This window comes from Streptomyces sp. NBC_01485 (assembly GCF_036227125.1).
Classification (GTDB): domain Bacteria; phylum Actinomycetota; class Actinomycetes; order Streptomycetales; family Streptomycetaceae; genus Streptomyces.
This window is the reverse complement of the sequence record NZ_CP109435.1, coordinates 6004066-6022953: the sequence shown is the minus strand read 5'-3', so window position 1 is coordinate 6022953 and position 18888 is coordinate 6004066. Positions and strand designations below refer to the sequence as shown.

Sequence of the window (18888 nt, the reverse complement as noted above, 5' to 3'; positions counted from 1 at the left end):
CTTTGATCGGCCCCGGAAACACCGATGCCGCCCCTGAGGGCGGCACCGGAAAGCTGTGAGCGGACTGTCGGTCGGGCCGGTCAGGCGGCCGAACCCGCCTTCCACTGCGCCCAGTCCATGTTCCAGCCGTTGAGGCCGTTGTCCGGGGCCACGGTCTTGTCGCCGGTGTTCTGGACCACCACGACGTCACCGACGATCGAGTTGGTGAAGAACCAGTAGCCCGCCGTGCCCGTGTCGTTGGCGCCCTTGGTGTCGGACAGGCCCACGCAGCCGTGGCTGGTGTTCACCGAGCCGAAGACGGACTTCGCGCCCCAGTAGTTGCCGTGCACGAAGGTGCCGGAGTTGGTGAGGCGGATGGCGTGCGGCACGTCCTTGATGTCGTACTCGCCCTTGCCGTCGTCGTCGGTGAAGCCCACGGTCGCGCCGTTCATGCGCGTCTCCTTGAACTTCTCCGACATGACCATCTGGCCCTCGTACGTCTTGTTTTCGGGCGAGCCGGCGGAGATCGGGATGGTCTTGATGACCGCGCCGTTGTGCGTGATCTTCATCTGCTTGGTCTTCGCGTCGACGTAACTCACCTGGTTACGGCCGATCTTGAAGGTGACCGTCTTCTGCTGGACACCGAAGACACCACTGGCGCCCTCCACACCGTCGAGCGCGAGCTTGACCGTGACGGTGGAGTTCTCCTTCCAGTAGTCCTCGGGCCGGCAGTCCATGCGCTGGGTGGAGAACCAGTGGCAGACGACCTCCTGGCCACTGGTGGAGGTGACCGTGACGCCCTTCTGGACGGCCGCCTTGTTGGTGATCTCCTTGTTGAAGTTGATCGACACCGGCATGCCCACGCCGACGGTCGAGCCGTCCTCGGGGGTGAAGTTGCCTATGAAGCTGTTGTCCGGGGAGACCGTGGTGAAGGAGGCGTTCTCGTGGGCCTCGAGGCCCGCCGAGTCCTTCGCGGTCGCCGCCAGCTTGTAGGTGGTGGAGCGCTCCAGCTGGCCGGTCGGCTTCCAGCTCGTCTTGTCGGCGGAGAGCGCGCCCTCGACCGCCGCCCCCGCGGAGGTGGTCATCGTCACGGCGGTGAGCGTGCCCTTGCTCACCGTGACGGCCGCCGAGTTGTTGATGGAGGCGTTGTCCGAACCGTCCGCCGGCGTGATCTTGATCTGGGCCTCGGAGGACTTCTTGGCCGCCGCCTCGTCGGCCTTCGCCTGCGAGGAGCCGCCTCCGCCGCCGGAGGCGCTGCCGTCGCCGCCGGAACACGCAGAGAGCACCAGAACACCGCCGAGCAGTGCGGACGCCGCCATGAGACCCCGACGCCGCCTACTGTCCGTCATCACACGCTTCTCCATCGTTGCCGATTACAAAAACCCGCGAGAGTCCCCGTCTGGACACTTCAACGCTACGGCCGGTTCGTCCCGTTCCACTTTTCCGAAGATGTGGGGCACGCCACGTTCGCAACGCGGGTGACGCGGGATGCGGTTGCCGGTTCGTGCGTCTCCTGAGACGAAGGAACCCCGGTCGGCGGTTGCCGTCCGGGGTCACGGTTTCCCCAAGACGCTCAGCCGATGCGGACTTCCTCGCCGTCGGACTCGTCGCCCGACTCGGAATCCGACTCCTCGTCGGACTCGTCGCCCTCGGACGTCTCATCCTCGTACTCATCATCCTCGTCGAGGTCCCACTCCGGCGAATCCGGGTCGTAGTCGATCCGCTCGCTGGACCAGGAGGCCTGCTGGAGTTCCACCCCGGGCACCTGACTGACCAGGTCGAACGGGTCGACGAGGTAGGCGAGGGCCTCCGCGGTGTCTTCCGTCACAGCGGACTCGGCGTGCGCGCGCTCGTCGTCCGGCAGCTCCGCGTCGCCGGCCAGCCGCCGCAGGGCAGACTTCGTCACGGCGTCCTCCTCGTGAATCTCGAGGACGAGTTCCACCCGAAGCCGTACAAATCGTGATGTCTCTTCAGAGTTCATGGCCGGAGCGTACGGCTCACAGCTCCCGCAACTTTCCCACGACCCGCGCCTTTCATTAGCATCGGACCACACGGCCAATTCGCCAGCGTCACAAGGGGATCGATATTCCGTGTCATCCGCTCGCCGTCCGTTGCTGACCGCCACCGCCGCGGGGACCCTGCTGGGCGCCCTGTGGTTCGTCCCGTCCGCCAACGCGTCCCAGGACGCCCCGGTCAGAACGGAGACGACGAGGCAGGTCGCGACCCAGGCACGGGCCGCGTCGACGACGACGTCCGACACATCACCCCAGTCCACGGCAGAGGCCACGGCCGGGACGACGGCCCGGACCACCGCCAACGACGGCACCCTGCTCGCCGACACCGGAAGCTTCGACACGACCCCGTACATCGTCGGCGGGACCACGCTTCTCGCCCTGGGCGCAGGCTTCGTGGTGTATTCGGTTCGTCGGGAACGTCTGGATTTTTAAATGAACTTGACTGTTCTTTGACACTTTCTTCATGGTTCGGTCATGAACAGAACATCGGGGGCGCGGCTGTGCGCCACGGCCGCAATAGCCGCACTCTCGCTCTCCCTCCTCACCGCCTGCTCGGAGGAGGGATCGAAGGACTCCGCGGACTCCAAGACGTCCGCGTCCGCATCCGCTTCGGCCCCGGCGGCCGCGTCCGACGCGAAGGCGCTCACCACCGCCGAGCTGCAGAAGCTGCTGCTCGCGCAGGGCGATCTCAAGGGTTACAAGGTCGAGGCGGACGAGTCCGACAAGACCACCAAGTCCGCGGTGAAGGTCGACAAGGCGGCGTGCGCCCCGCTCGCCTGGGCCACGAACGGGCTCCCGCCGGGTGACACGGAGGCGAACGCCACCAACAGCCTCGCCGAGGACAAGGGAACGGCCGCCACCGCGCAGCCCGAGGACCTCGAGGACGCCTTCAACCTCACCATGACGTTCGTCGGCCTGTCCTCCTACGAGGCCGACGGCGCCGAGAAGACCATCAAGGCGCTGTCCGACGGAGTGACGGGCTGCGCCGGCGGGTACGGCTTCACGACCGAGGGTGAAACCTCGAAGGTCACCAAGGTCGCCGCGGAGAAGGGCTCCGGGAAGGGCGACGAGGCGGTGGCGTTCGCCCAGGACATCGTGGTGGAAGGCCAGACGATCACCGCCCACACCGAGGTGATCCGCAAGGGCAGCACCCTCGCCACGCTCTTCACGATGAACATCACCGCGCTCACGAAGGGCGGCGACATGGGCGCCATCCCCGTGGCCGTGGCCGACGCTCAGATCGCCAAGCTCAAGTAACTCCGGTCAACTCCCGCACCGCGTAAGGGCCCTGCCGTCACATCCGGACGGCCGGGCCCAACTGCCTTACCGCAGCGGCCCGATGACCGTCTCCACGGCAGCCACGACCCCTCCGTCGCGTACGAACGCGTCCGCCGCCGCGAGGTCGGGTGCGAGGAACCGGTCCGGGCCGGGGCCCTGGACGCCCGCCTTGCGTACGGCGTCGATGACCGCGCGGGTCGCGGGCGCCGGGGTCAGCCCCTCGCGCAGCTCCACGCCCCGCGTGGCGGCGTACAGCTCGACGGCGATGACGCGCGTGAGGTTGTCGATGGCGGTGCGCAGCTTGCGGGCGGCGGACCAGCCCATCGACACGTGGTCCTCCTGCATCGCGGAGGACGGGATCGAGTCGGCGGACGCCGGTACGGCCAGCCGCTTCAACTCGCTGACCAGCGCGGCCTGCGTGTACTGGGCGATCATCAGCCCGGAGTCGACGCCCGCGTCGTCCGCGAGGAACGGCGGCAGGCCGTGGCTGCGGTTCTTGTCCAGCAGCCGGTCCGTGCGCCGCTCGGCGATGGAGGCGAGGTCGGCGACGGCGATGGCGAGGAAGTCCAGGACGTAGGCGACCGGCGCGCCGTGGAAGTTGCCGTTGGACTCGACCCGACCGTCCGGCAGCACCACGGGGTTGTCGACGGCCGACGCCAACTCCCGTTCCGCGACGAGCCGGGCGTGGGCCATGGTGTCGCGTCCGGCGCCGGCGACCTGCGGGGCGCAGCGCACCGAGTAGGCGTCCTGGACGCGGGGCGCGTCGTCCTGGTGGTGCCCGGTCAGCTCCGAACCCGCGAGCACCGCAAGCATGTTGGCGGCGCTGGCCCCCTGCCCCGGGTGCGGGCGGATGGCGTGCAGCTCGGGTGCGAGCACCTTGTCGGTGCCGAGCAGGGCCTCCAGCGACAGCGCGGCCGTGACGTCGGCGGACTTGTAGAGCATGTCCAGGTCGGCGAGGGCCATGACCAGCATGCCGAGCATGCCGTCGGTGCCGTTGAGGAGCGCCAGCCCCTCCTTCTCGCGCAGCTCGACGGGGACGATGCCGGCCTCGGCGAGCAACTCGCCCGCGGGCCGTACGACCCCGTCCGGGCCCTCGGCGTCGCCCTCGCCCATGAGCGTGAGGGCGCAGTGCGAGAGCGGGGCCAGGTCGCCGGAGCAGCCGAGGGAGCCGTACTCGTGGACGACCGGGGTGATGCCGGCGTTCAGGATGTCGGCCATGGTCTGCGCGACCTCGGGCCGCACGCCCGTGTGCCCGGAGCAGACGGTCTTCAGCCGCAGGAACATCAGCGCCCGGACGACCTCCCGCTCCACCCGCGGGCCCATGCCGGCGGCGTGCGAGCGGACGATGTTGCGCTGCAGTTGGGCGCGCAGTTCCGGGCTGATGTGCCGGGAGGCGAGGGCCCCGAACCCGGTGGAGACGCCGTAGACCGGCTCGGGCTTGGCCGCCAGCGCGTCCACGATCCCGCGGGCCGCGGCGAGGGCCGCCACCGCCTCCGCGGAGAGCTCGATGCGGGCGCCGTCGCGCGCCACGGCGAGTACGTCGGACGCGGTCACGCCGGACGTCCCCACCACCACAGTGTGCATATCCATATTCAGGAGCGTACGCAGTGAAGACGAAGATGTCACCAGTGGGAGCGGGGTTCACCCCTTACCGAATACGTCACACTCACCGGCACGGCCACAGCCCCGTCCTCAGGGCCGCCCCCTGAACCTCCGCCGCTCGGCGGCCCCCTCGCGCGACGGCTCGTCGGCGAGGCGTACGACGGGGTCGTCGGGGCCCTCGCGGCCTGCGACCACCGGGCGGGCGGCCCGTACGGCCTTGGCACGGTACTGGGCGGCGTCGGCGAGCCGGAAGAGCCTGCGGGCGGAGCACACCGGCCCGATGGGGTCCTCGGTGGACGCGACCCCGCAGGCCACGCCCTCGCCGAGTTCCAGCTCCCCGGCCCGGCGGCACAGCTCGCCGGCGACCTCGACGACGTCGTCGGCGGGCTGCCCGACGGCCAGCAGGCAGAACTCGTCCCCGCCGAGCCGGGCGGCCAGCGCGCCGGGCAGCATGGCCCCGCACAGCGACAGCACCGACCCGAACCGCTCCAGCAGCCGGTCGCCGACGGCGTGCCCGTGGGTGTCGTTGACCCGCTTCAGCCCGTTGAGGTCACACACCGCGAGGCTGACGACGACCCCCTCCGCACGATGCAGCTCGACCGCCTCCTCCAGCCGTACGTCGACGGCGCGGCGGTTGGCCAGGCCGGTGAGGGCGTCGGTGAAGGCGAGCCGGCGGGCCTCCTCCAGCCGCTCGGTCTGGGCGAGCCCGGCGGCGACGACGGCGGCGAGGACGGTCGCGAAGTCGGCGTCGGCACGGTCGAAGACGGGGGTGCCGGTGGGGCGGGCGACATACAGCTCGCCCCAGGCCCGGCCGTGCAGCACGATCGGCGCGACCACGCAGGAGCCGCGGCCCCGGCGGCGCAGGGCGGCGACGCGCTGATGGCAGTAGCCGGGGCGTCCGGCGGCGAGCCCCTGAGCCGTCTCGACCCAGGCGTTGGGCTCGCCGCCGGACGCCCAGCGCTCGTGCAGGAACTCGGTGATCTCGGGGAACTGGTGGACCGGGTAGGCCTCGTCGTCCGGGAACTCGTCCTCGTCGGCGGCCCGGTCGCCCACGTTGGCCAGGACGCGCAGCCGTCCGAGGTCGCGCTCCCACACCGAGAGCGCGGCGAACCCGCCGGACAGCGCCCGGCAGGCCCCGAGGGCGGCCGCGCGCCACGACTCGCGGGGGGTGTGCGCCGCCGCCATCCCCTGCGCGAGCTCCACCACGGCCACCAGGCGTCTGTCGTCACCCATCTCCCCAGGCTAGGGACATTTAGGTGAAAACGAGACATGAAGGACCACTTAGAGTGACGACGCCCGTCAGGAGCCCGTGTGGCAACCCGTGCGACAGCCCGCGTGACAGCCCGCTCGGGGGCTCACTCGCCCGGCCACTGCGGCTTCCGCTTCTCGTTGAACGCCGCCACCCCCTCCGCCCGGTCCCCCGAGAACGCCACCGACCGCCACGCCGCGTCCTCCACCTCCAGACCGGCCCGCAGATCCAGCCCGTGCCCGAGCCGCAGCGCCCGCTTCGCCGCCCGCAGACCCACCGGCGAGTTGCCGGCGATCCGCGCGGCGAGCGCCAGCGCCTCGTCCCGGTCCCGCCCCGCCTCGACCAGCACGTCCACCAAGCCCAGCTCGCGCGCCTCGGCCGCCTCCACCCGGCGGGCCGTGAAGATCAGCTCGGCCGCCCGGGCCGCCCCCACCCGGCGCGGCAGCAACTGCGTCCCGCCGCCCCCGGGGATCACGCCCACCGACACCTCGGGCAGCCCCACCACGGCCGTCCCGTCGGCCACGATCACGTCGCAGGCCAGCGCCAGTTCGAAGCCGCCGCCCAGCGCGAAGCCGTGCACCGCGGCGACCGTGGGCACCGGCAGCTCCAGCACCCCGGTGTACGCCCCACGCGCGACGGGCCGCTGCCGGACCAGCTCGGCGTCACTGAAGGAGTTCCGCTCCTTGAGGTCGGCGCCGACGCAGAACGCCCGCTCGTGCGTCGAGGTCAGCACGACCACCCGGACGTCCCGGTCCTCGCCCAGCGCCGCGCACGCCCCGGCGATCGACCGGGCCATGTCGGTGGAGACGGCGTTCATGGCCTTCGGCCGGTCGAGGGCCAGCTCCGCGACATGCCCGCCGTCCCCGTGCCGCCGCACCAGCACGAACTCCCCGAACCGCTCCTCGCCCATGACACCCTCCAGTTAACGCGGGTTAACATCTCTCGCTCGCCCGATCATCGCAGCCGGGGCCCCCGGGCGAAAGAGCGGCCCCACCCGGTCCCCGCCCCGGTCCGCGTCCCTCTATGCAGCCCCGCCCACCCGTACGAGTGACATGCCGCCCAACTCCCTCCGCACCGCCCACGGGAGCGCATAACGTGCGTCCGCCCCGGCGCATCGGGGGCGCGACCGCATCGGGGAGGGGACGCGATGACGAGCACGCGGACCGGGCAGTACGAGACGACGACCCGTCACGACGAAACGGCGTACGCGGAGTCGGAGCCGGGGTCGGACCAGTTGTGGGCCCCGCGCGCCCGCGGCCGGCACCGCCGGCCCCGCCCCCGCAAGGTGCTGTTCGCCGCGGGCGGCCTCGCGCTGGCCGCCGGGGTGCTGAGCCTCGTCCGGCTCTCCCCCGACTCCGGCGGCGGTGTCGGTGTCGGCGGCCTCGGCGCGGCGGAGGCCGAACCCCAGCCCGACCCGGTCGCGGGCGCGGAGAACGGCACCGGCACCGGTACAGGCACCGGCACCGGCACCGGCACCGGTACAGGCACCGGCACCGGCACCGGCACCGGCACCGGCACCGACCGCTCGGCCAACGCGGCGGCCACCGTCGTTCCCACCCCGACCGCGCCCAGCGCCATGGGCGGCGCGAGCGCGCGTCCGACGCCCGAGGTCAGCCTCGTCCCCGGCACCCCGGGCTCGCCCACGTCCGTCGCCCTCACCCCGGGCGCCACCTACACCCCGGCCGCACCCCAGGCCCCGGCGCCCGCGCCCACGAGGCCCACCGCCCCGCAGCCCTCCTCGACACCGACACAGCCCCCGGCACCCGTCCCGCCGACGACGGCACCCGCGCCCCAGCCGGAACAGCCCGGCCGTCCGCCGCGTCAGCCGGGCGTCTGCGTCCCCGTCATCGGCCTCTGCGTGGACCCCCTGGGCGCACCCGTACCCGTACCGAAGCACTAGAACGCCAGGCGGTTCAGTCCTCGACGACGCCGTGCCGCCTGGTCAGCAGCCAGGGTTCGACCACGCCGAGGCCGCGCACCGGGCGCTGCCACATCGGCTGGAGCGCGAAGCGGTACGTCGGCGGGTCCTCGCCCTCCTTCTCGGCGGCGGCCGCCGCCTCCACGGCGTCCGCCTCCGAGGCCGGGGCGTCGCCGGTACGGATCAGCTCCTCGGCGAAGGCGCTGTCGACGAGGACGGCGTCCCGTGGCGCTATCGACGTCAGCCGCGAGGCCAGGTTGACCGTCGTGCCGAACACATCGCCCATCCGGGTCGTGACCGTGCCGAACGCCATGCCGACGCGCAGCTCGGGCATCGTCTCGTCGTTGCTCATCGTCTCGACCAGCAGCAGCGCGATGTCGGCGGCGGTGCCCGCGTCGTCGGCGGCGTACAGCACCTCGTCGCCGAGGGTCTTGATCAGGCGTCCGCCGCGGGCGGCGACCAGGTCGGCGCAGGTGGTCTCGAAGGCCTCGACCAGCTCGCCGAGCTCCTCCTCCTCCATCCGGCGGGTCAGCCGGGTGAAGCCGACGAGGTCGGCGAAGCAGACGGCGAGCCGCCGGTCGATCATCTCCTCGTCGTCCGCGGCCTGCACGACCCGGCCGGCCGACGCGGAGAGCTGCCGGCGCCAGACGTAGACGAGGAACTCCTCCAGCTCGGGCAGCAGCAGCTCGACGATGGGATAGGTGACCTCGGTACGGGTCATCCCGGGCTCGGGCGGCTCGGTCAGGCCCTCCAGGAAGGAGTCGATCTGCCATTCGGCCAGCCGGGCGGTGGTCTGCCCGGTGGACCGCGCCACCTGCACGGCCATCGCCTCGCTCAGCAGGCCCGACTCGACGAGACCGGCCAGTCGCCGCAGGGCGAGGACGTCGGCCTCGGTGAGCGCCTTGGCCTGCCCGATGTCGGCGAAGCCCATGGCCCGCCAGAAACGCGACGCCAGCTCCATGGAGACACCGGCGCTGCGGGCGGCCTGAAAGGGGGTGTAGCGCCGCTCGGCGCCGAGGATGAGCTGTTCGAGGCGCAGTGCGAGCGGATGCGGATCCTCACCGGGGTCGCCCGGCTCGCCGGGTTCAGCGGCCGGCAGGTTCACCCGGCCGTCCGCGCCCGCGCCGGAGCCCGTGTCGTCGACGGTCACGCCTGCTGCCCTTCCGATCTTCCGCGGTCAGGTATCGACCGGTCCTCAACTCTACGGCAGGTGTGCCCCAGCTCACTCCGTTCGGTCCGGGTCCCTCACGCCGGTCGCAGGTGGACGATGTCGCCCGCTCCCACCGGCTCCTGCACCCCTTCCTCCGTGGCGATCACGAGCCGTCCGTCGCCGTCCACGGCGACGGCCTCGCCGACCAGGGACCGGTCCCCCGGCAGCTCGGCCCGTACCGTTCGTCCCAGGGTCGCGCACCCGGCCGCGTACGTCTCCTGGAGACCGCTCGCCGCCGGGTCGCCGCCGGCCGCCCGCCAGCGTCCGTACTCCTCCTCCAGCGACCGCAGGACGGCCCTCAGCAGCGGGTCCCGGTCGGTGTTCGCCGCGCCGGCGAGGGCCAGCGAGCCCGCCTGGGGCACGGGGAGTTCGTCCGCGCGCAGGGTGACGTTGATGCCGACGCCGACGACCACCGAGTCCTCGCCGGCCCGCTCCGCGAGGATGCCGCCGGCCTTGCGTTCCTCGTCCCCGACGGTCACCAGAAGGTCGTTGGGCCACTTGAGTGCCGTGTCGACGCCCGCCGCCCGTGCCAGCCCGGTCGCCACGGCGACCCCGGTGAGCAGCGGCAGCCAGCCCCAGCGGGACACCGGCACCTCGTCCGGGGTCAGCAGGACCGAGAAGAACAGCCCGGACCGCGGGGGCGCCGACCAGCGGCGGTCGAGCCGGCCCCGGCCCGCCGTCTGCTCCTCGGCGACGAGGACCGCGCCCTCGGCCGCCTGGCCCGCGCTCGCCGCCGCCACCAGGTCGGCGTTGGTGGAGCCGGTGCGCTGCACCACCTCCACCCCCGACCACAGCCCGCCTCGCCGCACCAGCGCCCGGCGCAGCGCCGTGGCGTCGAGGGGCGGACGGTCCAGATCGGACCAGCGGCCGCTGCCTGCGTCTGCTGCATCTCGCGGTGTCATGCAAGCCACCCTAGGTGTGTTGAATGCCGCACTGCCGATCGCCAGGGCCAGCACTACGCTACGGATGAGTAATCGTCCCCCCTTTTGAGCAGGCAGGGAGCCGCATCCCGATGTCCGAGCCGGAAGAGCGTCCCGAGATCCCAGCGATCCCAGGGATCGACATCCACACGACCGCGGGCAAGCTCGCGGATCTCCAGCGCCGCATCCAGGAAGCGACACACGCCGGTTCGGCCCGCGCCGTCGAGAAGCAGCACGCCAAGGGCAAGTTGACGGCCCGTGAGCGGATCGACCTGCTGCTGGACGAGGACTCCTTCGTCGAGTTCGACGAGTTCGCCCGGCACCGCTCGACGGACTTCGGCCTGGAGAAGAACCGTCCGTACGGGGACGGCGTCGTCTCCGGCTACGGCACGGTCGACGGCCGTCCGGTCGCCGTGTTCTCCCAGGACTTCACGGTCTTCGGCGGCGCGCTCGGCGAGGTCTACGGCCAGAAGATCGTCAAGGTCATGGACTTCGCGCTGAAGACCGGCTGCCCGGTCATCGGCATCAACGACTCCGGCGGCGCCCGTATCCAGGAGGGCGTGGCCTCGCTGGGCGCGTACGGCGAGATCTTCCGCCGCAACACGCACGCGAGCGGCGTGATTCCGCAGATCTCACTGGTCGTCGGCCCGTGCGCGGGCGGCGCGGTCTACTCCCCCGCGATCACCGACTTCACGGTGATGGTCGACCAGACGTCGCACATGTTCATCACCGGCCCGGACGTCATCAAGACGGTCACCGGTGAGGACGTCGGCTTCGAGGAGCTGGGCGGCGCGCGCACGCACAACGCCGTCTCGGGCGTCGCGCACCACATGGCCGGCGACGAGAAGGACGCCGTCGAGTACGTCAAGCAACTGCTGTCGTACCTGCCGTCCAACAACCTCAGCGAGCCCCCGGTGTTCCCGGAGGAGGCGGACCTGTCCGTCACCGACGAGGACCTGGAGCTGGACCGCATCGTCCCGGACAGCGCGAACCAGCCGTACGACATGCACACGGTGATCGAACACGTCCTGGACGACGCCGAGTTCTTCGAGACGCAGTCCCTGTTCGCGCCGAACATCCTCACCGGCTTCGGCCGGGTCGAGGGCCGCCCGGTCGGCGTCGTCGCCAACCAGCCGATGCAGTTCGCCGGCTGCCTCGACATCACGGCCTCCGAGAAGGCGGCCCGCTTCGTCCGCACCTGCGACGCCTTCAACGTCCCGGTCATCACCTTCGTGGACGTCCCCGGCTTCCTCCCCGGCGTCGACCAGGAGCACGACGGCATCATCCGCCGCGGCGCCAAGCTGATCTACGCCTACGCGGAGGCGACGGTCCCGCTCATCACGGTGATCACCCGCAAGGCCTTCGGCGGCGCCTACGACGTCATGGGCTCCAAGCACCTGGGCGCCGACATCAACCTGGCCTGGCCGACCGCCCAGATCGCCGTCATGGGGGCCCAGGGCGCGGTCAACATCCTGCACCGCCGCACCATCGCGGAGGCGGAGGCGAACGGCGAGGACCTGGAAGCGGTCCGCGCCCGGCTCATCCGGGAGTACGAGGACACCCTGCTCAACCCGTACACCGCGGCCGAGCGCGGCTACATCGACGCGGTGGTCATGCCGTCCGACACGCGCCGCCACATCGTCCGCGGCCTGCGTCAACTGCGCACCAAGCGGGAATCCCTGCCCCCGAAGAAGCACGGCAACATCCCCCTGTAGAGGAGCCGCTGTGACGATCAAGGTCGTACGGGGCAACCCGACCCCCGAGGAGCTCGCCGCCGCCCTGGCAGTGGTCCGAGCCCGCGCCGCGGCGGCAACGCCCCTGCCGTCCGGCGCGGACACCCCGAGGGACGCATGGTCCGACCCGTCCCGCATAGCAACCCGACGCCTACCGCAGCCGGGCCAGGCGTCATGGACCCGCACTTACTGGCCGGGCTGAGAGGGCAACTTACGCAGGGGCGCGGGGCTGTATCGATATGCGGCTCCGCCGTGTGGGCGCGACAAGCCCCCACCGGCCCGCAGCCGACAACGAACCGACTGCGGGCCACCGACTTGAGTACGGGTACTCAGGCGCCGCCCCCGGCCAAGCCCCACGCTGGTGGCATGCTGTGGTCCGACCCTGAGAACAAGCCCCCCGAGGAACTCCGCGACATGCAGGAGACCCTACGGAGACTCGGCTTCTTCCTCGCGCTGGCCATGATCGTGGCAATGATCGTCCTGGGCCTCCGATAAGCGGCGGCAGCACTACGCTGACGGCATGCGCAGACTCGTCCTCGCCTCCCAGTCCCCCGCCCGACTGAACCTCCTCCGCCAGGCCGGCCTGACCCCCGAGGTCATCGTCAGCGGCGTCGACGAGGACGCCGTCACCGCCCCCACCCCCGCCGACCTGGCCCTCGCCCTCGCCGAGGCGAAGGCGGGCGTCGTGGCCGCGAAGCCCGAGGTCAAGGGCGCCCTGGTGATCGGCTGCGACTCGGTCCTCGACCTGGACGGCGAGGCGCTCGGCAAGCCCGCGGACGCCGCGGAGGCCACCGCGCGCTGGAAGGCGATGCGCGGCCGGGCCGGCACGCTCCAGACCGGCCACTGCGTCTACGACACCCTCAGCGGGCGCTACACCTCCGCCACCGCCTCGACCGTCGTCCGCTTCGGCGATCCGACGGACGAGGAGATCGCGGCGTACGTCGCCACGGGCGAACCCCTCTACGTCGCCGGGGCGTTCACCCTCGACGGCCGCTCGGCCCCGTTCATCGAGGGCATCGACGGCGACCACGGCAACGTCATCGGCATCAGCCTGCCCCTCGTACGCCGCCTGCTGGCCCGACTGGGCGTGGGGATCACGGAGTTGTGGGCGCCCCAGGAGGCGTAGCCGCAGGCGGCGTGACGGGCTCGGGCGCGGCCGGCGGGCCGGCGTCGCCGGCCCCCTGCCGGGCGTCGTACGTCATCAGGAGCAGCACGACGAGGGCGAGCACGGTGACCATGAACAGGAACTGCGGCACGCCCAGCAGCGCCCACGCGAAGGCGCCCAGCAGCCCGTGCACGACGGCGACGCTGATCAGCAGGACGCGGCCGAGGCCGGCCGGCGCGCGGTCGCGCACGGCGACCAGCAGGGCGACCACGCCGCACACGGCGAAGTAGAGGCCGAAGACGATCCCGCCGGCTTTCGAGGACGTCGACATGACGTCCGGGTCCAGGCCGGCCAGGGACATGTCCTGCCGGTCCACCACGATGCCCAGGAGCCAGTTCAGCGCGGCGATGCCAAGTGCCTCCACGAAGAGCACGACCGCCACGATCCATGCCACCGGTCTGCGCACCACCGGTCCCCACCCACTTTCGACCCCGACAAGTACGTTCGAGACAGCCTGAACGCTACTAACGGGTAAACCCCAGGACAAGGGTTGTGCGGGCGGCAAAGAATCGTTGGGCCATTCGTAGGGACTCGACAAAGAAACGACGTGGGCCGCAGCACGCTCTCACAGAGACCTTGACCACATGGGAGGGCTAGGGTTTGCCGGAGGAGTGCTGCGTACGGCGGTACTACAACGGATTCCGGGGTCGAGTGAGCCGGGCATCACGCTCCGTGTGGGCAAGCTCACCGTTGTGGACGGGTCGATGATCCGTGTCGGCAGTCCCTAAACTCGGCTTGTTTCAAGGAGGGAGCCTCAATCGTGCGCAAGGTGCTCATCGCCAACCGTGGCGAAATCGCAGTCCGTGTGGCCCGGGCGTGCCGGGATGCCGGCATCGCGAGCGTGGCCGTGTACGCCGACCCGGACCGGGACGCTCTGCATGTCCGCGCTGCGGATGAGGCGTTCGCCCTGGGCGGTGACACTCCTGGGACCAGCTATCTCGACATCGAGAAGGTGCTGAACGCGGCGCGGGAGTCGGAAGCCGACGCCGTCCACCCCGGGTACGGCTTCCTCTCGGAGAACGCCGAGTTCGCCCAGGCCGTCCTGGACGCGGGCCTGATCTGGATCGGCCCGCCCCCGCAGGCCATCCGCGACCTCGGTGACAAGGTCGCCGCCCGGCACATCGCCCAGCGGGCCGGCGCGCCCCTGGTCGCCGGCACGCCCGACCCGGTGTCCGGCGCCGACGAGGTCGTCGCCTTCGCCGAGGAGCACGGGCTGCCGATCGCGATCAAGGCCGCCTTCGGCGGTGGCGGTCGCGGCCTGAAGGTCGCCCGCAACCTCGAAGAGGTGCCCGAACTGTACGAGTCGGCCGTGCGCGAGGCGGTCGCCGCCTTCGGTCGCGGCGAGTGCTTCGTCGAGCGGTATCTGGACAAGCCGCGGCACGTGGAGACGCAGTGCCTGGCAGACAGCCACGGCAACGTGGTCGTCGTCTCGACCCGTGACTGCTCCCTCCAGCGCCGCCACCAGAAGCTGGTCGAGGAGGCCCCCGCGCCGTTCCTCTCGGACGCCCAGGTCGCGGAGCTGTACTCCTCGTCCAAGGCGATCCTGAAGGAGGCCGGCTACGTCGGCGCCGGGACCGTCGAGTTCCTGGTCGGCACGGACGGCACGATCTCCTTCCTGGAGGTCAACACCCGTCTCCAGGTGGAGCACCCGGTGACCGAGGAGGTCGCGGGCATCGACCTGGTGCGCGAGATGTTCCGGATCGCCGACGGCGAGGAGCTCGGCTACGGCGACCCGGAGCTGCGGGGTCACTCCTTCGAGTTCCGTATCAACGGCGAGGACCCGGGCCGTAACTTCCTCCCGGCGCCCGGCACGGTCACCGCGTTCGCCCCGCCGTCCGGCCCGGGCGTGCGGCTGGACGCGGGCGTGGAGTCCGGCTCGGTCATCGGCCCGGCGTGGGACTCCCTGCTGGCCAAGCTGATCGTCACCGGCGCCACCCGTGAGCAGGCGCTCCAGCGGGCGGCCCGCGCGCTGGCGGAGTTCCAGGTCGAGGGCATGGCGACGGCGATCCCGTTCCACCGCGCGGTGGTCACGGACCCGGCGTTCGCCCCCGAACTCACCGGTTCCGCCGACCCGTTCACGGTTCACACGCGCTGGATCGAGACCGAGTTCGTCAACGAGATCCCCGTCTTCGCGGCCCCGGCCGACGCCGAGGCCGAGGACGACACGGACCGCGAGACGATCGTCGTCGAGGTCGGCGGCAAGCGGCTGGAGGTCTCCCTCCCGGTCTCGCTCGGCATGTCCCTGGCCCGGACGGGCCTCGCGGCGGGCGCCAAGCCCAAGCGCCGCGCGGCCAAGAAGTCCGGCCCGATGGCCTCCGGCGACACCCTCGCCTCCCCGATGCAGGGCACCATCGTCAAGGTGGCCGTCGAGGAGGGCCAGGAGGTCAAGGAGGGCGACCTCATCGTCGTACTCGAAGCGATGAAGATGGAACAGCCCCTGAACGCCCACCGCTCCGGCACCGTCAAGGGCCTGGCGGCGGAGGTGGGCGCGTCCATCACGTCGGGCGCCCCGATCTGCGAGATCAAGGACTGAGGTCCCTTTCAAGCGCCGGGCGGGACATCCAGCCCGTCCGGCGTTTGAGGACGAGGCCCCTTCAGGGCCGAAGCGGGGGCCTGGGGGCGGCAGCCCCCAGTTCTGTCGCGGCAACCCCCGGTTCTGTCAGCGACGCCGCATGTCAGCCACGCGCGCGCGTTCCGCGCCGGGCGGCTGTTCGCCCAGGGCCGCGTTCGCCCGCAACGTGGCCGCGACGCCCGGCACCTGCCCCCGCCGCGGGGCCGGCAGCGGTACGTCCCGACGCTGCTGCTGGTGATGGCGCGCCGGGACCGCATCACCCCCCTGACTTCCCGACGCCCCGGCCACGGCGATCTGCACCCCCTGGTCCGCCAGGGCCTGCAGCTCGGTGGCGGCACGGTCGTCGTGCGCGGGCGGCTCGTCGGTGATCAGGCGGGTGATGAGGTCCGTCGGCACGGTCTGGAACATGGTGTCGGCGCCCAGCTTGGTGTGGTCGGCGAGGACGACGACCTCGGCGGCCGCCTGCACCAGCGCGCGGTCCACGGACGCGGACAGCATGTTGGACGTGGACAGCCCGCGCTCGGCGGTCAGTCCGCTCCCGGAGAGGAAGGCCCGCGACACCCTGAGCCCCTGGAGGGACTGCTCGGCGCCGCTGCCCACGAGGGCGTAGTTGGAACCGCGCAGGGTGCCGCCGGTCATCACGACCTCCACCCGGTTGGCATGGGCCAACGCCTGGGCGACGAGGAGCGAGTTGGTGACGACGGTCAGTCCCGGCACCCGGGCGAGCCGGCGGGCCAGCTCCTGGGTGGTGGTGCCCGCCCCGACCACGATGGCCTCGCCCTCTTCGACGAAGTTGGCGGCGAGGTCCGCGATGGCGGTCTTTTCGGCGGTCGCGAGATGGGATTTCTGCGGAAAGCCGGACTCCCGCGTAAAACCGCCCGGCAATACCGCACCGCCATGCCGGCGGTCGAGGAGTCCTTCTGCCTCCAGTGCGCGCACGTCCCGCCGTACGGTCACTTCAGAGGTCTGGACGACGCGGGCGAGTTCACGGAGCGACACGGCCCCGTTCGCTCGCACCATTTCGAGGATCAATTGACGACGTTCTGCAGCGAACACGAAACTGACAGTAACGCGGACGACCGTCTGCTTTCAGCTCTTTCCGCCGAATAGTAGAAGTTGTTCGCACAGGGGCGCGGCGAGTGGTATAGGACCCGATTCCGGCGCCGCATACCCCTCGCACGCCTGTCATCAGGCCTCCTCAGGCCTCGTCCCCCGCCTTACGCGTGTGCAGTTGTCGTGCGACCTCCGCGATCGACCCCGAAAGGGACGGATAGACGGTGAACGCGTTCGCGATCTGTTCGACCGTCAGGTTGTTGTCGACGGCGATCGAGATGGGGTGGATCAGTTCCGAGGCGCGCGGTGACACGACCACACCGCCGACGACGATCCCGGTGCCGGGCCGGCAGAGGATCTTGACGAAGCCGTCGCGGATGCCCTGCATCTTGGCGCGCGGGTTGCGCAGCAGCGGCAGCTTGACGACGCGGGCGTCGATCTTGCCGCCGTCGACGTCGGCCTGGGTGTAGCCGACGGTGGCGATCTCGGGGTCGGTGAAGACGTTGGAGGAGACCGTCTTGAGGTTGAGCGGGGCCACCGCGTCGCCGAGGAAGTGGTACATGGCGATCCGGCCCTGCATGGCGGCGACGGAGGCCAGGGCGAAGATCCCGGTCACGTCACCGGCGGCGTACACGCCCGGGGCGGTGGTCCGGCTGACCTTGTCGGTCCAGATGTGCCCGGACTCGCGGACCCTGACGCCCGCCTCCGCGAGCCCGAGCCCCTCGCTGTTGGGGATGGCGCCGACCGCCATCAGGCAGTGCGAGCCGGTGATGACCCGGCCGTCGGACAGCGTGACCTCGACCCGGTCGCCGACCCGCTTGGCGGACTCGGCGCGCGAGCGGGCCATGACGTTCATGCCGCGGCGGCGGAAGACGTCCTCGAGGACGGCGGCGGCGTCCGGGTCCTCGCCGGGCAGCACGCGGTCGCGGGACGAGACGAGGGTGACCTTGGAGCCGAGGGCCTGGTAGGCGCCGGCGAACTCCGCGCCCGTCACACCCGATCCGACCACGATGAGCTCCTCGGGGAGCTCGGCGAGGTCGTAGACCTGGGTCCAGTTCAGGATGCGCTCGCCGTCGGGCTGCGCGTCCGGCAGCTCGCGGGGGTGGGCGCCGGTGGCGAGCAGGACGGCGTCGGCGACGAGGGTCTCCTCGGTGCCGTCGACGGCGGTGACGACGACCTTGCGGGAGCCGTCCAGGGACTGCATGCCCTCCAGCCGGCCGCGCCCGCGCAGCACCCGGGCGCCGGCGCGGGTGACGGAGGCGGTGATGTCGTGCGACTGGGCGAGCGCGAGGCGCTTCACCCGCCGGTTGACCTTGCCGAGGTCCACCCCGACGACCCTGGCCGCCTGCTCCAGCGGCGGGGTGTCGTCGGCGACGATGATGCCCAGCTCCTCGTACGAAGAGTCGAAGGTGGTCATCACCTCGGCCGTGGCGATCAGGGTCTTCGACGGCACGCAGTCGGTCAGCACCGACGCCCCGCCCAGACCGTCGCAGTCCACGACGGTCACCTCCGCGCCGAGCTGCGCGGCCACCAGCGCCGCTTCATAGCCGCCGGGTCCGCCACCGATGATCACGATCCGAGTCACGTACTCCATTGTCCTGCACGGAGCACGGTGAAAGCGCCCCGGGGGCCACGAGGGCCGGCATCGTGACGAGAGTGACGCGTGCGCACGCTGCCGTACTCTCCTTGCATGTCGCTCTACGCCGCGTACGCCGGCAACCTCGACGCGCGGCTGATGACCCGCCGCGCTCCCCACTCGCCGATGCGCGCCACCGGCTGGCTGAGCGGGTGGCGGCTGACGTTCGGCGGGGAGCAGATGGGCTGGGAGGGCGCGCTGGCGACGGTCGTCGAGGACGCCGAGGACCCCGGCGCGCAGGTCTTCGTCGCGCTGTACGACATCGCCCCCATGGACGAGGAGTCCCTCGACCGCTGGGAGGGCGTGGGCCTCGGCATCTACCGGCGCGCCCGGGTGCGGGTGCAGACGCTGGAGGGCGAGGAGTCCGTCTGGATGTACGTCCTGAACGGCTACGAGGGCGGGCTGCCGTCGGCCCGGTACCTGGGCGAGATCGCCGACGCGGCGGAGTCGGCGGGCGCACCCCACGACTACGTGATGGAACTGCGCAAGCGCCCCTGCTGAGCCGCCCTCTCGGCCCTTAGGCCGTCACCCTTCGTTGGAAACGACAAGACAACGATC

The 18888-nt window shown here is 71.5% G+C and carries 19 protein-coding genes; 9 read left to right on the top strand and 10 right to left on the bottom strand.

Annotated features, from left to right (window positions below; translation table 11 throughout):
• Window positions 1–80: 80 nt before the first annotated feature.
• Entirely contained in the window at window positions 81–1343 is a 1263-nt protein-coding gene (locus tag OG352_RS27375; RefSeq protein WP_329220503.1) for a L,D-transpeptidase, read from the bottom strand.
• 209 nt (window positions 1344–1552) lie between these two features.
• Window positions 1553–1885 (bottom strand): hypothetical protein, encoded by a 333-nt coding sequence (locus OG352_RS27370; protein WP_329220502.1) that lies wholly within the window; start codon window positions 1883–1885, stop codon window positions 1553–1555.
• A gap of 184 nt (window positions 1886–2069) precedes the next feature.
• Between OG352_RS27370 and OG352_RS27365 the strand changes: the two genes are divergently transcribed.
• Together OG352_RS27365 and OG352_RS27360 are read left to right on the top strand one after the other, a co-directional pair.
• Window positions 2070–2426: an LAETG motif-containing sortase-dependent surface protein gene (locus tag OG352_RS27365; RefSeq protein WP_329220501.1), complete on the top strand. Its 357-nt coding sequence runs from the start codon at window positions 2070–2072 to the stop codon at window positions 2424–2426.
• Between the two features lie 42 nt (window positions 2427–2468).
• Window positions 2469–3251: a hypothetical protein gene (locus OG352_RS27360; protein WP_329220499.1), complete on the top strand. Its 783-nt coding sequence runs from the start codon at window positions 2469–2471 to the stop codon at window positions 3249–3251.
• A 66-nt stretch (window positions 3252–3317) separates the two neighbouring features.
• Here the strand turns inward: OG352_RS27360 and hutH are convergent, their stop codons facing one another.
• The 3 genes from hutH to OG352_RS27345 all read right to left on the bottom strand — a co-directional run bounded on the left by hutH (window position 3318) and on the right by OG352_RS27345 (window position 7033).
• Window positions 3318–4856 carry a histidine ammonia-lyase gene (hutH, locus tag OG352_RS27355; protein WP_329223988.1) on the bottom strand — a complete coding sequence of 513 codons (1539 nt, stop codon included), beginning with the start codon at window positions 4854–4856 and terminating at the stop codon, window positions 3318–3320.
• A 108-nt stretch (window positions 4857–4964) separates the two neighbouring features.
• The gene (locus OG352_RS27350) at window positions 4965–6107 is read right to left on the bottom strand and encodes a GGDEF domain-containing protein (RefSeq protein WP_329220497.1); all 1143 of its coding nucleotides are present in this window, start codon (window positions 6105–6107) and stop codon (window positions 4965–4967) included.
• 122 nt (window positions 6108–6229) lie between these two features.
• Complete coding sequence (locus tag OG352_RS27345; protein ID WP_329220495.1) at window positions 6230–7033, bottom strand: enoyl-CoA hydratase/isomerase family protein; 804 nt, start codon at window positions 7031–7033, stop codon at window positions 6230–6232.
• 237 nt (window positions 7034–7270) lie between these two features.
• On the opposite strand from OG352_RS27345, the gene OG352_RS27340 reads away from it, so the two are divergent.
• Window positions 7271–8023 (top strand): hypothetical protein, encoded by a 753-nt coding sequence (locus OG352_RS27340; RefSeq protein WP_329220493.1) that lies wholly within the window; start codon window positions 7271–7273, stop codon window positions 8021–8023.
• A 13-nt stretch (window positions 8024–8036) separates the two neighbouring features.
• Here OG352_RS27340 and OG352_RS27335 read toward each other — a convergent pair whose 3' ends face one another.
• Window positions 8037–9191: an adenylate/guanylate cyclase domain-containing protein gene (locus OG352_RS27335; RefSeq protein ID WP_329220492.1), complete on the bottom strand. Its 1155-nt coding sequence runs from the start codon at window positions 9189–9191 to the stop codon at window positions 8037–8039.
• 95 nt (window positions 9192–9286) lie between these two features.
• Window positions 9287–10153 carry a biotin--[acetyl-CoA-carboxylase] ligase gene (locus OG352_RS27330; RefSeq protein WP_329220490.1) on the bottom strand — a complete coding sequence of 289 codons (867 nt, stop codon included), beginning with the start codon at window positions 10151–10153 and terminating at the stop codon, window positions 9287–9289.
• A 110-nt stretch (window positions 10154–10263) separates the two neighbouring features.
• Here OG352_RS27330 and OG352_RS27325 point away from each other — a divergent pair, with 110 nt between their 5' ends.
• From OG352_RS27325 to OG352_RS27310, 4 genes are all read left to right on the top strand, one after another.
• Window positions 10264–11886: an acyl-CoA carboxylase subunit beta gene (locus OG352_RS27325; protein WP_329220489.1), complete on the top strand. Its 1623-nt coding sequence runs from the start codon at window positions 10264–10266 to the stop codon at window positions 11884–11886.
• Between the two features lie 10 nt (window positions 11887–11896).
• On the top strand, window positions 11897–12106 hold the full coding sequence (locus OG352_RS27320) for an acyl-CoA carboxylase epsilon subunit (RefSeq protein WP_329220488.1): 210 nt from the start codon (window positions 11897–11899) through the stop codon (window positions 12104–12106).
• A gap of 164 nt (window positions 12107–12270) precedes the next feature.
• Window positions 12271–12399 (top strand): morphogenic membrane protein MmpB, encoded by a 129-nt coding sequence (mmpB, locus tag OG352_RS27315; protein WP_329220487.1) that lies wholly within the window; start codon window positions 12271–12273, stop codon window positions 12397–12399.
• A gap of 25 nt (window positions 12400–12424) precedes the next feature.
• Window positions 12425–13030: a Maf family protein gene (locus OG352_RS27310; protein WP_329220485.1), complete on the top strand. Its 606-nt coding sequence runs from the start codon at window positions 12425–12427 to the stop codon at window positions 13028–13030.
• On the opposite strand, the gene OG352_RS27305 is transcribed toward OG352_RS27310, so the two are convergent.
• Window positions 12999–13478 carry a hypothetical protein gene (locus tag OG352_RS27305; protein WP_329220483.1) on the bottom strand — a complete coding sequence of 160 codons (480 nt, stop codon included), beginning with the start codon at window positions 13476–13478 and terminating at the stop codon, window positions 12999–13001. The genes OG352_RS27310 and OG352_RS27305 overlap by 32 nt on opposite strands.
• A gap of 351 nt (window positions 13479–13829) precedes the next feature.
• On the opposite strand from OG352_RS27305, the gene OG352_RS27300 reads away from it, so the two are divergent.
• Window positions 13830–15602, top strand: a complete 1773-nt coding sequence (locus OG352_RS27300) for an acetyl/propionyl/methylcrotonyl-CoA carboxylase subunit alpha (RefSeq protein WP_329220481.1) — start codon at window positions 13830–13832, stop codon at window positions 15600–15602.
• Between the two features lie 126 nt (window positions 15603–15728).
• Here the strand turns inward: OG352_RS27300 and OG352_RS27295 are convergent, their stop codons facing one another.
• Together OG352_RS27295 and OG352_RS27290 are read right to left on the bottom strand one after the other, a co-directional pair.
• Complete coding sequence (locus OG352_RS27295) at window positions 15729–16697, bottom strand: DeoR/GlpR family DNA-binding transcription regulator (RefSeq protein WP_329220479.1); 969 nt, start codon at window positions 16695–16697, stop codon at window positions 15729–15731.
• A gap of 142 nt (window positions 16698–16839) precedes the next feature.
• Window positions 16840–18288 (bottom strand): NAD(P)H-quinone dehydrogenase, encoded by a 1449-nt coding sequence (locus OG352_RS27290; protein WP_329220478.1) that lies wholly within the window; start codon window positions 18286–18288, stop codon window positions 16840–16842.
• A 96-nt stretch (window positions 18289–18384) separates the two neighbouring features.
• Here OG352_RS27290 and OG352_RS27285 point away from each other — a divergent pair, with 96 nt between their 5' ends.
• The gene (locus tag OG352_RS27285; RefSeq protein ID WP_093776839.1) at window positions 18385–18831 is read left to right on the top strand and encodes a gamma-glutamylcyclotransferase; all 447 of its coding nucleotides are present in this window, start codon (window positions 18385–18387) and stop codon (window positions 18829–18831) included.
• Window positions 18832–18888: the final 57 nt, after the last annotated feature.

What these genes read in the sequence shown, in the direction of transcription:
- hutH (WP_329223988.1), bottom strand. Translation starts at nt 4,856, where the DNA reads ATGCACACTGTGGTGGTGGGGACGTCCGGCGTGACCGCGTCCGACGTA.
- OG352_RS27345 (WP_329220495.1), bottom strand. Translation starts at nt 7,033, where the DNA reads ATGGGCGAGGAGCGGTTCGGGGAGTTCGTGCTGGTGCGGCGGCACGGG.
- OG352_RS27330 (WP_329220490.1), bottom strand. Translation starts at nt 10,153, where the DNA reads ATGACACCGCGAGATGCAGCAGACGCAGGCAGCGGCCGCTGGTCCGAT.
- OG352_RS27340 (WP_329220493.1), top strand. Translation starts at nt 7,271, where the DNA reads ATGACGAGCACGCGGACCGGGCAGTACGAGACGACGACCCGTCACGAC.
- OG352_RS27350 (WP_329220497.1), bottom strand. Translation starts at nt 6,107, where the DNA reads ATGGGTGACGACAGACGCCTGGTGGCCGTGGTGGAGCTCGCGCAGGGG.
- mmpB (WP_329220487.1), top strand. Translation starts at nt 12,271, where the DNA reads ATGCTGTGGTCCGACCCTGAGAACAAGCCCCCCGAGGAACTCCGCGAC.
- OG352_RS27325 (WP_329220489.1), top strand. Translation starts at nt 10,264, where the DNA reads ATGTCCGAGCCGGAAGAGCGTCCCGAGATCCCAGCGATCCCAGGGATC.
- OG352_RS27375 (WP_329220503.1), bottom strand. Translation starts at nt 1,343, where the DNA reads ATGGAGAAGCGTGTGATGACGGACAGTAGGCGGCGTCGGGGTCTCATG.
- OG352_RS27285 (WP_093776839.1), top strand. Translation starts at nt 18,385, where the DNA reads ATGTCGCTCTACGCCGCGTACGCCGGCAACCTCGACGCGCGGCTGATG.
- OG352_RS27290 (WP_329220478.1), bottom strand. Translation starts at nt 18,288, where the DNA reads ATGGAGTACGTGACTCGGATCGTGATCATCGGTGGCGGACCCGGCGGC.
- OG352_RS27310 (WP_329220485.1), top strand. Translation starts at nt 12,425, where the DNA reads ATGCGCAGACTCGTCCTCGCCTCCCAGTCCCCCGCCCGACTGAACCTC.
- OG352_RS27360 (WP_329220499.1), top strand. Translation starts at nt 2,469, where the DNA reads ATGAACAGAACATCGGGGGCGCGGCTGTGCGCCACGGCCGCAATAGCC.